This window comes from Bacillus sp. ISL-4, from assembly GCF_018613275.1.
In the GTDB taxonomy this organism is placed as follows: Bacteria; Bacillota; Bacilli; order Bacillales; family DSM-1321; genus Peribacillus; species Peribacillus simplex_E.
Genome location: NZ_JAGGQN010000053.1, coordinates 14,043 through 28,381, shown reverse-complemented (window position 1 = coordinate 28,381; position 14,339 = coordinate 14,043). Strand labels below are relative to the sequence as shown.

The 14,339-nt window shown below is 35.1% G+C and carries 13 protein-coding genes; 10 read left to right on the top strand and 3 right to left on the bottom strand.

Going from position 1 to position 14,339, the window contains the following annotated elements; all coding sequences use genetic code 11:
* Positions 1–186 precede the first annotated feature (186 nt).
* On the bottom strand, positions 187–1,722 hold the full coding sequence (gene spoVB / locus J7J00_RS24840) for a stage V sporulation protein B (protein ID WP_214795518.1): 1,536 nt from the start codon (positions 1,720–1,722) through the stop codon (positions 187–189).
* A 210-nt stretch (positions 1,723–1,932) separates the two neighbouring features.
* Entirely contained in the window at positions 1,933–2,190 is a 258-nt protein-coding gene (locus J7J00_RS24835; RefSeq protein ID WP_214795516.1) for a DUF2533 family protein, read from the bottom strand.
* A 109-nt stretch (positions 2,191–2,299) separates the two neighbouring features.
* On the opposite strand from J7J00_RS24835, the gene J7J00_RS24830 reads away from it, so the two are divergent.
* From J7J00_RS24830 to J7J00_RS24810, 5 genes are all read left to right on the top strand, one after another.
* A complete protein-coding gene (locus tag J7J00_RS24830) occupies positions 2,300–2,890 on the top strand; it encodes a recombinase family protein (protein WP_286201564.1) in 591 nt (196 codons plus the stop codon).
* Between the two features lie 71 nt (positions 2,891–2,961).
* Entirely contained in the window at positions 2,962–3,306 is a 345-nt protein-coding gene (locus tag J7J00_RS24825) for a YolD-like family protein (RefSeq protein ID WP_214795514.1), read from the top strand.
* Between the two features lie 81 nt (positions 3,307–3,387).
* A complete protein-coding gene (locus J7J00_RS24820; protein ID WP_214795512.1) occupies positions 3,388–3,654 on the top strand; it encodes a hypothetical protein in 267 nt (88 codons plus the stop codon).
* Between the two features lie 141 nt (positions 3,655–3,795).
* Entirely contained in the window at positions 3,796–4,776 is a 981-nt protein-coding gene (locus tag J7J00_RS24815) for a hypothetical protein (RefSeq protein ID WP_214795510.1), read from the top strand.
* Between the two features lie 1,127 nt (positions 4,777–5,903).
* On the top strand, positions 5,904–6,608 hold the full coding sequence (locus J7J00_RS24810) for a hypothetical protein (RefSeq protein ID WP_214795508.1): 705 nt from the start codon (positions 5,904–5,906) through the stop codon (positions 6,606–6,608).
* A 140-nt stretch (positions 6,609–6,748) separates the two neighbouring features.
* Here the strand turns inward: J7J00_RS24810 and J7J00_RS28400 are convergent, their stop codons facing one another.
* A complete protein-coding gene (locus J7J00_RS28400) occupies positions 6,749–6,871 on the bottom strand; it encodes a hypothetical protein (RefSeq protein ID WP_286201563.1) in 123 nt (40 codons plus the stop codon).
* A 155-nt stretch (positions 6,872–7,026) separates the two neighbouring features.
* Here J7J00_RS28400 and J7J00_RS24805 point away from each other — a divergent pair, with 155 nt between their 5' ends.
* The 5 genes from J7J00_RS24805 to J7J00_RS24785 all read left to right on the top strand — a co-directional run bounded on the left by J7J00_RS24805 (position 7,027) and on the right by J7J00_RS24785 (position 14,338).
* Positions 7,027–7,665, top strand: coding sequence for a hypothetical protein (locus tag J7J00_RS24805; RefSeq protein ID WP_214795506.1), 639 nt, complete (start codon positions 7,027–7,029; stop codon positions 7,663–7,665).
* A 127-nt stretch (positions 7,666–7,792) separates the two neighbouring features.
* Complete coding sequence (locus tag J7J00_RS24800) at positions 7,793–9,319, top strand: SNIPE associated domain-containing protein (RefSeq protein ID WP_214795504.1); 1,527 nt, start codon at positions 7,793–7,795, stop codon at positions 9,317–9,319.
* Positions 9,320–10,418: 1,099 nt separating this feature from the next.
* A complete protein-coding gene (locus tag J7J00_RS24795; protein ID WP_214795502.1) occupies positions 10,419–11,204 on the top strand; it encodes a hypothetical protein in 786 nt (261 codons plus the stop codon).
* The gene (locus tag J7J00_RS24790; protein ID WP_214795500.1) at positions 11,149–13,332 is read left to right on the top strand and encodes a TraM recognition domain-containing protein; all 2,184 of its coding nucleotides are present in this window, start codon (positions 11,149–11,151) and stop codon (positions 13,330–13,332) included. Before J7J00_RS24795 ends, J7J00_RS24790 begins: the two co-directional genes overlap by 56 nt.
* Positions 13,304–14,338 (top strand): conjugal transfer protein, encoded by a 1,035-nt coding sequence (locus J7J00_RS24785; protein WP_214795498.1) that lies wholly within the window; start codon positions 13,304–13,306, stop codon positions 14,336–14,338. The genes J7J00_RS24790 and J7J00_RS24785 overlap by 29 nt, the downstream gene beginning before the upstream one ends.
* Position 14,339: the final 1 nt, after the last annotated feature.

Sequence of the window (14,339 nt, the reverse complement as noted above, 5' to 3'; positions counted from 1 at the left end):
CGCCTTTCTTAGTGAACTAACGGGTGCGTTAGTTGCTTAAGGAAGTTGTTTAAACGACTTTATTTCTGTTGATGGTTAAAGAATATTTTAACACCGTCTGAATAATAGGACGGTGTTAAGTGTGTTTTATAAAAGCAAAATTAAACAACTGTATTGTCACCGATCAGTAAGTTAGTTAAATGTATGCTACTTATGCAATTTTTTGAAATCAATGATCTTGAAAAAAAGTAGAAATAGTAGATAACTAAGCAAGGAAATAGTTAAAGATATAACCAATATCACGATTGAATTTGTAGTCTCATTTTGAATATATTTAAATGTAATTAATCCACCGTACCCCATAATAATACCGGATAAAATAACTTTGATAGTACCGATTAGGTTTAAATAAAGCCCAATTAATTTTTTAATTGAAAAGAAATGAAGGGATGTACCTAAGGTCAATCCTATATTTAAAGATAGGGCGACTCCATAAATCCCTAATTCAGGGTTTGAAGCCAGAAAGACTATAGAAATTAAGGATATTATTGAAGCCACTAAATTATTTATCATGACAGTATTCGCTTTTCCTAAACCAATAAGTACTGCTTGAAAGGGAGTACGGAAATAGTGTAGTAGAAAGAATGGCCCCATGATTTTAAGAAAAGTACCTGCTTCCGGTGACTTATATATCAGAGTCGTTAAGGGCTCTGCAAAAACGTACAAAATGATTGTCCATGGAACACCTACAATCAAAGCTATGTTAACAGCTTGTTGAATTCTTTTCTTAATAAGAAGGTGATTATTATTCTCTTTCGATTCACTAATGGCTGGTACTAAAGCTACTGATAAAGAATTAGTTACAAAACCCGGAAGAAGCATTAGAGGTATAGCATATCCCATCACAATACCATATTGTTTGGTAGCTAAAGCCGTTCCAATACCGGCCAGAGCCAAACTTTGTGTAATCAGAATGGGCTGAATAATTCCTATCAAAGATTGTATTAAGCCGTTTCCAGTTGTCGGCAGACCAGTTTTAAGTAAATCGAAGAAAACTTCCTTACCTTTGCTGATCTGTTTAATAAAGGAATGGTGTAATTTGAATTTTTTATGTTTGGACCATTTAAACACAGAAAATAAATATAGTAGAGAAAATCCTTCTCCAATAATGCCACAAAGAACTGCCCCAGCTGCAGCATTTTCGATTCCGTAAGGAAGTAGCCACTGAACTAGAAAAAATATAAGCCCAATTCTAACAACTTGCTCAATTACTTGGGATAGCGCAATTGGCGTCATGTTTTGTTTGCCACGGAAATATCCTTTTATGACTGAAGAAACTGCCACAATAGGGACTATCGGTATAACGGCAAGTAAAGAATAATAAGCTCTTTGATCTGTTAAGAAATGTGAAGATAATGCCTTAGCACCGAAAATTGCAATAATCATTAAAATTAATCCTAATAAGCTAGTAGTTACTAATGATACAACCAGGATTTTTTTTCCACGTTTATAGTTTCCCTTTATTTCAGCTTCAGCAACCAGTTTAGATATAGCTATGGGGAGCCCTAACGTAGTTAATGTAATTAAAAGACCATTAACAGGCATTGCCATCATGATAAGCCCGACGCCTTCAGGACCTATTACATTTGCTAATACTATTCCGTTAGCGAATCCCAATATCTTTGTAATGAATGCGGCAACTGTTAAAATCATAGTTCCTTTAAAAAGAGTTTGTTTAGTCATCAATTATTCACCCTTTATCTTGTCCATATTTGAATATATGCAGGATAAAGGTAAACTAGCTTTCTATATTTTTCTTTTTGTAGAACTAACGAGTATTTTTGGAGATTTGAGCATAAAAAAACACTCATCTATAAAATGAGTGTCAGGAGGTCGAGGGTTAACACCGATATTCGGTGCTTTTTCTTACGACTAAGAGATCAGTAAATTATTTTACTTTAATGACTCCACATATGAATGAACCATTTCTGGGGTAACTAATTTACGAGTAGGTATTAGCCTTTGGTTTGCAAGAACATTGATTTGCATAGTGATTTGATTAATATGGTCTGTTGTAAAATCCTTTTCAGCCTTACATAATTCTATAGCTCCTTGAATATAATCTTCACGTTGTTGGTCTAATAGGGAAAATTTAGTAAAAATTTGATTTTGTTTTTGAGCATGTAACGTAAGGGCTTTATGTACACTCATTGTCCTTCACTCCTATAATTTTTTCTATTTTTCTAATAGCTACTTCTATATTAACATCATCATTTTTTTAGCAATAGCAAAAACTATAAAAGATAAATCCAAAAGGTAGTTGTTTCACGCATCGGATGTGATTATAGGATACGGACGAGTAAGCACCATTGATCAATCATTAGATTTACAGGAAGAGAAGTTAAAAGAATATGGCTGTGAGAAGATATTCATGGAGAAACAAAGTGGTGCTAAAAGTGATCGTGAGGAACTGATTAAGGCGTTAGACTTTTTAAGGGAAGGAGACAAGCTGGTTGTTTACAAAATAGACAGACTAGCTAGGAGTACATTTGATTTACAAAAGATTGCTAAGGAACTAGAAGAACGGGGAATAGCCTTAGTATTCATCAAAGAACAGATTGATTTTAGTACACCATCTGGAAAGCTAATGTTTACTATGCTGGGGGCTATTGCTGAGTTTGAACGTGATTTAATCAAAGATAGGACCACTGAGGGACGTGAAAGGGCAAAAGCTAAAGGAACTCATATGGGTCGTAAAGGAAAGGACGAGAAGGACGTTAAAAAGGCTTTGAAGCTGTATCAGGAGAGAGAATCTAACGGATTAAGTGTAAATGAGATAGCTAAAATGACAGGCGTCCCACGTTCCACTATTTACGCTAAAGCGAAAGAGGCAGTACAAGCCCTTCTCTAGAATAGGTTTTTTTCTACCTTTTATAAGAACATTAGTTCGTATATAATAAATGAAAAGGAGAGATCTTTCTAATGGGTACAATTCGTGATAGAGGAATCATTAAATGGCAAGCAGCATTGATGTTACCAGAACATAAAGCATTAAATAAACAAAAGAATAAGGACGATTATTTCTTAAATAAAAAACCTGTACTAGATGAATACCAGGTTGAAGAATTTGAAAACAACATTCATTATGCGATGGAATATCATTTACCGATAAGTTTTAGATTGCATAATGAGGGAAATCCAATTGAACTGTATGGATACTGTGTGTATATTGATCCTGTCACGAAGGAGTTAAGTATTCAGAAGAAAGATAGTACCTTTAAGAAAATTAAATTTAATGAAATTATTAATGTAATCGTTGAGGATTAAAAAAAAGCCCTTCTTAAAGTTCAGGAGGGCTTTAGTGTTTGAGAATTAACAAAAAAGGCACAGAGATATAGGAGTATACAAATGGAGATTCAAATTGAGGTTCAATTGTTTGCGAACAGTGCTAAATTCTTACAGTCTGGTAGTTGTTCAGTAATCCCAACTGACTTTAGAAAAGAACCGGAATGGACTGCTGCTGTAGCAGCTTATGAGCGGATACAAAAGATAAAAAGCTCTGTTCGCTATCCAGACGACTTTCAAATTATCAGTGTTGTTTACAACGGAGAAAAGGACATTTCAGATTTAGTAAGAAAGGTACGCCCTATAATAAAAGATGATTTACCTTTTTAACTTCAATAAAGGAGTTGCTTTGGCAGCTCTTTTTCTGATGGAGCTAAAGGAAGGGGCAGGATAGTCGAACAACAAAATAAAAAATACCTACTCCAAGCCTTTAAATGGTAATATTCACCTATATGATAGGGGGATTATTTCATGAGTAGTCGCGTATTCGAATCTTTAATTATGTTAGTAGTAGCTGGTATTTTTACATCTATTTCAGGGTTTGCAGTTTCATATTTCACAGATTATAAATCAGTGGTGACAATTGGAGAATCTACTCAAGTTGCAAAGGATCAGTTCATTCTCCCTGTTAATTTAAGTGCTTTTGATGACCTAAATAATTTAAGGTTAAGTATCCCTGGTTCGCTGACGGAAAAACAAATTAAATCTAATAAACCAATAAATATAAAAGTGGTTACAAGCAATCTAGGCACAACTAATGGTACAGTTTTTGAGATAAAAAAATTACCGTTAGATTCAAATACAGAATTAGTTTTACTGACAAATAAACAGTTAAACGATAAAGAAATCATTGTTTATGGTAACGGGAATAAAGTCAATGTGAAATATGCAAATGAAATGGAGAATCCTATCAAGGCACAAGTAAAGACCATTATAACTAATGCAGTTATGTATGCCATATTACTTGGGGGTATATATTATTTAGCAAATAGAAGGCAAGATAAAAAAATAAAAGCTTTTGAAGAAGAAAGAGATGAAAAAATAAAAGAAGTTAGGGAAAATCATGAGGATATCCAAAAACTTATGGATTTTCGGGAAGAGACATTAAATAAGGCCATGGAAGATAATAAAATAAGCATGGAAAAATTAGGTGCAAAATTTGGTGAATCTGAAAAAACATTAGAAAAGTTGAAAATAGATTCAAAAAAATCACAAATCCTTCTATTAGCTAAATTAAATGACTATCGAAAAGAACTTAACTTTTGGAGAGATACAATTAGGAAAATCATTTATCAATTACCTAATGGAGATAGCAAGGCAGAACAATTAATTAAAATAGTTTCAAAATCCTTAAAAACGTACCAAACTCACGAAAAACAGGAACATGACTTTGAAGCATTGAAAGTGCTATCAAAAATGATTAGAGATATGGAACAAGATGATCGAGGTTAAAGGCTACCCGAATACTTAGTATGTTTTGATTAATCTTGCGGTAAATCTGTTGAGCCTGTAATGGGCTGGGCTTTTTTACTTCTTACGGTATACCATTAACCATTTAGAATCTTTGCAGAACCTTATTAATTATGGTTGCTTTACCAGTTTGATAGAGGTAAAATTATCAGTAACTTAATAACGAACGGATAAACAAAAAAGCCATCTCCTTATGTTAAGAGTCCTACCTCTCAACGGAAATGACTTTCTCAATTAACCTAGTGTCCTACCACTGGTTAAAGTTTTAGCCCTGACGCAACAGGACTATTTGATACACCTATTATAAACTCTTTGTCTACTGGATTTCAACTAGCAAATGCTAGTATCTTTCATACATATCCGACAAAGTTCTTAATAAGGGCGTTATCTCTTTAACTTGGTAAGCTGACAGGTTAAGAGGTGACGCTTTTTTTGTGTTCTGTTCAGGTGCAATTGCCTGAAAGCACCTTAAAAACTGATTGGATAGTCTACGTTCGTGCAGAGAGTACCTAGTATGCTCTTACAAAGTGGGCAACCCTCAATGGATTCCTATTCATCTATTGGGGGAAGGTGAGAACTACCTTAAAAGGTTCGGGTGGTAGCCATTAGCATTGCGGTGCTAGGGAACACGTTCAGCTTGTCGCATAGGGGTGGCTTTATGTAGAGGACAAGCCTTTAGGTAAAGGGCGTGTACGGTGAAAACTGTTGAGTGAATAGGGTCTATACATACGGATACATTGCGAACTGACGCAAGTAAATTAGACGCTTATCCCTCCTATTCTGTTAGATTGCTTTTTTTAGCTTTCTTTCAGCATAGGGGATAAGACTGCCTTCCAGCCGTTTCATTGCTTCACTTCAGCAAGTCAAAACCCCTAAAACCAGTCAAGCATAATCAGCTAAATAGTTGGAAAAATTGCTGTTAAGATAACAGAGGTTAGGTATTACCACTACATAATCTTATATTTACTATATAAGGGGTACGGAAACGATTCGAGGAATGAGGGGCCACATGTGAAGTAATTTTACAGTATTCCACAATCGGGCCATTTAATTGAGTAGCTTCTGTGGAAATATGGAAATTTAGAGTACTGTGTAAGAGGGGGAGGATTTTGGAAGATAACTTACTTCAAAAGATTAATGAAGCAGCAAACAAACTTAGAAAAGAACGTATAGAAATACTGACTCAGGATCATTTGGAAGGAATGGCTATTTTAAGAGGGTGTATAAGAGGAAATGTAAAAGATGGTTGGGGGCTATTACCTTTCTTTACTCCCGCTGAATATTGCCGTGCTTCCAAAGTTCCAATGACAGAAAAAGATGAATATTTTATTAGGCTAATTGATGGAATTGACATGGAATATATTTTTGATGATTTTAAAGAGTTCTTTGGAGCTGGATGGAGTGAAACATTTAATGAATGTATTAGTCATATTAAAAGCGGAGATTTTAAATCAATAATTCCTTTTTTAATTTCTGCATTAGAAAAAGCTATAAATTTAGTAATAAATAAAAATGAAAACTTTTTTGGTAAGACCTTAAAGAAGGAATATCAAGATTTTGTTGATCAATTAGATGAACATATTTATATTAAACAATTTGGGTTTGAGACAAAAAAAGTATTTGAGGACTATATTTTCAAAAATGGTGTTAAAGAACATGATGAGATCCCTATATTTAATCGCAATTTAATTCAGCATGGTAATGATACTCCTGATAGATGGGGAAAAGTAGAGTTGTATAAAATAATTTCCTTAATAGGAGGATTAATACATCTGAATGACATTATAAGTTTGTCAAGGAATTCTGATTACTAGGGTAAGGCTTTAAATCTTCTCAAATACACTTATCAAAATTGATTAAATGGTATTTACTCCCATAGTGGCCCCTCATTCCTCGAATCGTTTCCGTACCCCTATAAGGATCTGGTGAAAAATAGCCTTGAAGCGAAAATGCTTCAGGCTTTTTTCTTTTTCTTTGTCACTGGTCCCGGATATCCTTTTTTCTCTGAATGAGCTTTGATTTTATTTAGTAGTTCCAAGCCTTCTTTTTTTGTCATGTTTACCACTTGTTTAGCCATGATCCACACTCTCCTTTTTATGTGCTTTGATGGTACAAGTATGGTCAAAATTTGGAATTGTTAAACATCTTCCTCTCTGCTGGAATAGTTCATATTTCTGGTACATATAGATAGTGTACATAGCGTATTTTCACTTTAGGGAGGGGAAAGAGCTTATGAAAGAGGGAAGCCAGACAGCAAAAAGAAAAGTTCGTTGCGATAAAAAAAGAGATATCAAACCAACAATCTCAGAATCTTTGAATGAAATTTGTCATGATCTAAGTTATGTTTTAAATAGGCCCGTGAAAGATGTGGGGGAAATGTTTATCATTTCTGCGATAAACAATAGGGAATGCATTGAGAGCTTGGCCATGTATTTCAAAAGAGACTACAGGCACGATAATACGATTTTTAGAGGTGACCTTGAAGCAGAGGTAATCCAGAAGAGAAATATCATTCAGAAGAAAAGGCTTCATTTAAGATTCAAAGCTTGCGAGCATGACAGAATTTCTACCCTGGCTTTTTCGATGGATTGTAGTGTTAGTTTGGCAACAACTATGCTACTGACGTCAGGCATTCGTAATACAGAAATCTTCAATGAAGTGGTGGATTCGGAGCTTGTCCGTCTGCTTGATCCAGAAAGGCTTAAAAGGCTGCGGACCATCCAAAAGTACATAAACAAATTAAATGGGGATACCAATATATCAATCTTTCAAATTGTGGCTTATGTAGCACATGAAGTGGTGGATACCACAAAAACCATGCACGAAAAAGTGAATGATTGGATAGATACAAATATCAAAAATATCGAGTGAAATTGATGACGATATCAATTTTATTATTAATAAACTGAATTGAAAAAAGTCACCTGTACCAAACTTAATTTCTTATTTATCTGAAAAAATGTAAAATGTAATAAACTACTAATTTCAGGAGATTATAATGGGGAAAAATAGCTGGTATTTATCTATGTGGTTTATTGCAATTATGTTTGCCCTTTGGTTTTTAATCCTTCCAATAATAATCGGGATTATTTTGCTAGTTCGAATTAATAAAGAAACTAAAAATACCCACAAAAAACTTAACGAAAATATGGAAAGAATACATCATTTAGAAAATGCTCTCGGTGAAAGAGAATTAGAGATTGAGAGGTTGATTCTTCAAAAACAAAAAGATAAAGGTCTAATCCATCTTACACAGACCATTAAAATGGTCTCAAAGATAAAAGAGAAAGAAGACGCTTTATTTCTATGGGAAGATGCTCTTATTAAGAAAGAACAGGAAATAAGAGCAAAGATCACTCAGGAAACAGCATTGCTCAACTTAATAGCAAAAGGTAAGGAAGAGGATAATAATCGAGAGCATGAACTAGAAGAGATAAAACGGCAAATTCGTATTCTTGAAAACAAGAGGATTAACTTAGAGGATGAAGTCTTACTTCAATCATTTGGATTTTATGATAATAAATTTTTTCTGGAAAATTCCCAAGAGTATTTAACATATTTGGCTATGGTTAGAAGTAAGCAAAAGCAATTAGTAAGAGAGAAGAGAGCGACTAAATACGATATGATCTCCTTAGAAGAGGAAAATATAGTTCCCAACGTGGTATCAGAAAGCGCACAAAGCAAACAACAAATTAAACTGGCTATCAGATTTTTTAATAACGAGTGCGATGCTGTTATTAGCAAAGTGAAATTTAATAACGTCGAGGTTTCCGAGAAAAAGATACGTTCTTCTTTTTATGATATTAACAAGCTAAATAAGTACAATTCAATTTCTATCAGGGAAGAATATTTACACCTAAAATTAGAAGAATTATTTTTAGTTCATGAGTATGCAGAGAAAAAGCAAGAAGAAAGGGAAGAACAAAGAAGAATTAACGAATTAATCAGAGAGGAAATAAAGGTACAAAAGGAGCTTGAGGAAGAACTGAATATAATCAAGAAAGAAGAACAACACTTACTCAATGTTATTTCACAGCTTTCCTCACAAGTAAGTGAACAAGAAATGCTCCAGTATAAAAATAGATTAGAGGAAATCAGAGAACAAAAAGAAAAGGTAGATTATAGGGTTAAAAATACCAGGGCAGGATATGTATATGTCATCTCAAATATTGGTTGTTTTGGTGAAAATGTATACAAGATTGGTATGACAAGGCGTTTGGAACCTATGGACCGGGTTAGAGAACTTGGAGGTGCATCAGTTCCGTTTCATTTCGATGTTCATGCAATGATTTTTTCAGAAGATGCTCCAGCATTAGAAGCATCCTTACATAGAGCATTTCATCATAGAAGAGTCAACAGAATAAATGAGCGAAAAGAATTTTTTAGAGTAACACTAAATGAAATAAAAAAAATTGTTCATCAAAATCACAATGCTTTTATTGAATTTACAATGATATCAGAAGCGAAGGAATATAGAGAGACTCAAATATTAGAGAAGCAGCTTACTAAACAACATATTATTTAAGGAAATCACCGAGAGAAAACGTACCTACTGACACCGTTCAAAAAACAACATTAATGTATAATAGATCCTTACATAAAAAAGACTAGGAATAAGACCTGAAGCATAAACTGCTTGAGGTTTTTTTTATGCATAAAAATATTCAATATTTAACATCCTTAAAAGCTAAAGTTTTAATATGATTATTTTTTGTTTTATAAAGAGTGAAGATTTTCTTACACGGTCCAGAATCAAAAAAGAATAAAGGCTGCTGAACTTTAGAAAGCTGTTTTTTTGTATGGATCAGGACGGTTAACGGAAATTATGGACAAGCAAAAGAGAGGTCGGGACAATTAGGAATTATTACCTGTTTTGGGTTTTATGGGTTGTAAATGGAAAGAATAAGAAGTAAGATAAAAGTACAAACAAAAACCGTAAATGAAATAAGAAACAAAAGAGAAATAAAAAGTAAATTGCGTTTCGGTTTTATTTACGGTTTTTAACCACTCAAAACCTTATATATGGAGGTCCCTGGCCCAAATATATCTCGTGGGCCAACAGAAGACCTCATACCCCCAACGTACTACGTACTTTTGGTGATATGAGGTCTTCTGTTACTTCGATAAATGTGGGCCAGGGACAAGATAAGTGTTGGGGGTGGGAGTGGTTAAGAAAGAGATAAGGGAGAGATAAGGATAAGGGATTAAGGTCAAGGGATAAGAGATAAGGTCAAGGGATAAGAGATAAGAGATAAGGTCAAGAGATAAGGTCAAAAGATAAGTTCAAGATCAAGTTCAAGAGATTGGGTTTGGTTGGATTTTAGGGAGGTGATGGGATTCCAGGAGTGAGTAGGAAGAATGTATATTTTGGATTTGTGTTGAATAAATATTCGGATTCTGGGAGGGGTGAAGTTAATTAATTTTAGAGTGTTTATACCGATGTTAGGATTGATTGGATTTGCGTATTCAGTTGTATTCTATATTGCGGTTCTGTTTATAAAGTTGTTGGTGTTTCTAATTGCAAAGTTATTTACGCTTTTTGTGTATATAGTTGCATGGGTATTTGGTAGAATTTTTAGAAAGCAGGTGAACATTAATTAAGAAGAAAGAGGTCGATTGATTAAATGGTGATTAAGTATAGCGCACTTAAAGAAAAAGATATTAATTATATAAAATTCATTTTGAAATCCGGGACAGTGACAGCACAGCAGATTTTTTTAAAGTTCCAGGAAAATAATATTTACGCTGTTTACCGCAGATTAAGGAAATTGAAGGAGCGCGGCTTTGTCAGGCATGAAATGTTAGCTCATAAAGTCGGGGTATATATCGGGACCACAGAAGCCAGGGATCTTGTCGAAGTTGATGTAACAGTACCGGCAAAACTTTCGTTATACACCATTAAACATGAGCTATTATTAACGGATTTGGCTTTGTATTATGAGTTTTTCACCAAAAAAAAGGGTTTAGAATTTGCTTATAAATCTGAAAGAGAAATCAGATATGAAGCGATTGGGGAAGGCGATAATGCTTCAAAGCTGAAAAAGTATAACGAAAATAGGGAGCGGATACCTGATTCCATCTTTTTTATAAGGGGAAATGGTGTCACTCAAAAAATCTGGATAGAGCTTGAAATAAATAAGAAGGAACAAAAACGATATGACGAAAAATTTAAAGAAGTTTTTGAACCTGCTTTATCCAGCGGTGATTATGCAGCGGTTTGGTACTTTGCAAACTCCGTAAAAATTAAAAATGGAGTGGTAACGGCCAAAAACAAGCTTCTCAATGGCGATAAAATCAAGGTTTATGATATTCCCGAAGTCATTTTAAAAGACAAATGGGAAGAGGTGTTGCCAAATGGAGCAACAAATGGAAAAACCACAGGGGAAGGGGAAAGCGGACCAGGAAATTGAACAATTAGTTTTATGGGGTGTAGGAATTATTGCAGGAGCCTTCTTCATTATTCCGATGATCCTAGCCATGATAGGAGTTGCAGTCCTGAAAGCCTTAAAAAAAGAAGTCATTTCCCCCTATATAGGTATAGCGGGCGCGCTGATTCTAATTTTTCAGGCTTTAACAGGAAAAATATTTAGTTATTTAGCCATTTTTAAAGAAATGAATGTACCGTATGTTGTCCCAGCCATTGAAAAGTTGTCGCACAAGCCACTAGAAATGAATTTTTCATCTTATCTTAGTGTATTGGCTCTTTCAATGGTTTTTATTATGGCCTTTTCCATACTTGGAAAGTATTTCTGGAAGCATTCTGTTAAATCAAAGCAATCGGAAATCAAAAAACAGAAAGAGGAAAGCAAGTATGTTTCCTTCAGAAAAAACCGCTTAAAGTTCCTAAATAAACAGCAAAAGAAGTACAGGGAGAGCGATTCCAAAGATACTTTTATAGGATATTCGGAATTTAAAGAGCGGGTGGAGCTTAAAGGTGATGAATTTAACTACCATATGTTAGCGGTAGGGGGCACAGGGACAGGGAAAACCACTTTGTTAGCTTCAGTTATGGAAGGAGCTTTAAATAACGATAAGTCAATCATATTTGTCGATGGAAAAGGCGAATATGCAGCCATGCAGGAGTTTAAAAAGTTTTGTGAAGCATACGGCAAAAAGGTTTATATGTTCTCTGAAGTCGATTCGTACACCTACAATCCTATAAAACATGGTACTCCGACAGAAATACGCGACAAAATAATGAATCTTTTTGAATGGAGCGAACCATATTATAAAAATTTCAGTTCTCGCTACCTTCAATTAGTTGTGAAGCTGCTAGATGAAACAGGAACCAAGAGAGAGCTTCAAAACGTTTATAAGCTTACAGGCCTTGAAGTTTTTAAGTTTTTTCAATCTTTTGAAAAAACAAAGGAAATTGAGGTAGAAGTAGAGGTCGAAAGAGTAGAAGAAATTCCAGAGGATCAGCCTGAAGAAAATACAGATTCTAGCCAGGAAGAAGACCAATTAGCTTCCCTGGGACTGATTCAAGAGCCAGAACAGAAAGCAAAACAGCCGGAAATCAGCCAGGAAGAGGACCAGCTCGCAAGCCTTTTCGGTTCAGTACCTAACCAGGAAGAAGACCAAAGCCTTTTTGGTTCTATGCCGCCTGAAGCAGAAGAAACGCCAGAAGAAACCCCGAAAAAAAGGGAAAAGGCAGCAGTAAAAACCAAAAAGAAAAAATCCGAAAAGAAAAAAACTAGAAAAGTGAAGGTTATGGAGCTTCAAAAGCAAACAGTCAAATATTTAGACGATAACCTCCAGGAACTAAAAGATATTTTTGTCTCAATCCTTGCGGATGAAGAAGCGGAACGATGCCTGACAGGGTTAAAAAACCAGCTTGGAGAGCTGCTGGAAAGTGATTTAGGCCATTTATTTGTAAGCTCTAATAAGGAAATTGATCTAAGACAGATAACGGACGAGGGAAATGTAGTGATTTTCAGCATATCCGGCAGCCGTTACAGGGATTACATTAAAAAGCTCGGCAAGATCATTATTTTAGATGTAAATAGCCTAGTAGCATACCGCCAAGCCACTGGTAAAAAGAAAACATTAACGATATATGATGAATTTTCAGCATATGGAAACGGTGAAATAGTGGACATTGTAAATAAATCACGGTCAGCAGGGTTTGAATGTATCATTTCCACTCAATCACTAGCAGATATTGACGCGGTAGAGCCATTTCTTACTAATCGTATTATTTCTAACTGCGGTATTTTGGCAACAGGTCGCGTTGAAGCTGAAGACGCGGAAAAGCTTGCAAGTCAGTTCGGAACCTTTGAAGACCAGGAAATTACCTCACAGGTTGAGAAAAAACACAATTTGCGCCAGGTTTACAGCGAAATGGGCACAGTGAGAGGGGTTGAAAGGTTCATAGCGCATCCAAACACTATAAAAAATTTACAGGTTGGTGAGATATTCATAAAACGAAAAATGAAAGAAGAAAAGGCGGGCACGTATACGCGCCGGGTTTATGTGAGAAACGCCTTAAATTTAGGAGGGATTAAACAAAGTGAAAATACCCGAAGCGTTGAAAAGTAAATTTAAAGCCGGGAAAACCAAGATGTTGAAGCAAGAAAGGAAGCTCAAAAGGAATAAGGCCGGAACCATTGTAACAGCTGGGTTTTATGTAGTTTTAGTGGCAATATTCTTTCTAGCTTTTCAATCATACACGAGAACAGGATTTATAAATGAAAAGCTCAATGGGTTTCAAAGTGAAGCACAGGCGCAGATAAAAGGCATTAATCAATCCGCTTTCGTTTCTTCCCCGGCTGGTGAGGATTATGCAGAAAGGTTTGCAAAAGACTATATAGCCATTCCAGCAGATAAGGAGGGCCGGGAGCAGCGGGTAGAAAAGCTTCAGAATTACTTTGCTGAAGGATTATCAATGGATCGGGTGGAAAACCTAGCAGACTTCAAAGGGAAGCGGGTTTTAAAGGATATAAAGCTTTATAAAATCGAGAATGTAAAGGCAGAATCAGCAGAATTATTTTTCAGAATCAACTATGAAGTTATTAATATCAAGGAAGTAAAAAAAGTTGAAAAGAAAGGCAAAACGAAAAGAGAAGTTACAGAGCAGCAGGAACAGCAGCCAATCAAAAAAGAAATGCTCATAGCCGTACCGCTTGGAACAAATGGCGAAACGTTCAATGTAATAGAGCAGCCATACTTTGAATCAATACCAACAGGGAGCAAGCTTGCAGCGGTTAAGGATCAAGGGACCAGAACAAACCAAGATTTTAAGAGAACAGAAGAAATCAAGGATTTTACCGTTCAATTCCTTACTTCTTATACGGAAAACACCAAAGAAGAAATGGCTTACTTGATGGAAAAGCCAGACAGCTTGAAAGGGTTATATCAGTACAAGGGATTGCAAGAAATAACGGTATACAAGGCCGGAAAAGGCAAATGGGATGTAAAAGCTTTAGTGGAATTAAAAGAGCAGGAAAGCGGCTTAGTGGTTAAACAGCCTATGACACTGACTCTTTCCATGCAGAATGAAAAATATTTTGTAGAAAATCTAAAACAAACACTAGGAGGAAAATAAT